Origin of the sequence: Tritonibacter sp. SIMBA_163 (assembly GCF_046535935.1) — a bacterium.
Lineage (GTDB): Bacteria > Pseudomonadota > Alphaproteobacteria > Rhodobacterales > Rhodobacteraceae > Epibacterium > Epibacterium scottomollicae.
Map to the genome: position 1 here is coordinate 1 of NZ_JAWJBP010000323.1, position 279 is coordinate 279.

The following is a 279-nucleotide window of genomic DNA, read 5'->3' on the forward strand; positions in this document are numbered from 1 at the left end:
CGGGCATGGATCGCATCATGGGCTTTGCCCAGCGTACCCAGGAAAATGCCGCAAGCGGCCAGTCCGATATCTTCGGCCTGTCCGGCGCGCCCAAGGAAACGCTCATCCTGCCGCAGGCAGCGCCCTGGCTGCCGTCGGAAATGCTGCATCGAGAGTTTCAGGCGGTCGGCTTCTATCTGTCGGCCCACCCGCTCGATGAATATCGCGATGTGCTGAACCGGATGCGTGTTCAAAGCTGGGCGGATTTTTCCGCAGCCGTCAAGCGTGGCGCCAATGCCG

The 279-nt window shown here is 62.4% G+C and carries 1 protein-coding gene; it reads left to right on the forward strand.

Annotation, left to right across the window (positions count from 1 at the left end; translation table 11 throughout):
- A partial coding sequence (locus R0J92_RS22575) for a hypothetical protein (protein ID WP_411053303.1) occupies positions 1-279 on the forward strand: 279 nt, incomplete at both ends.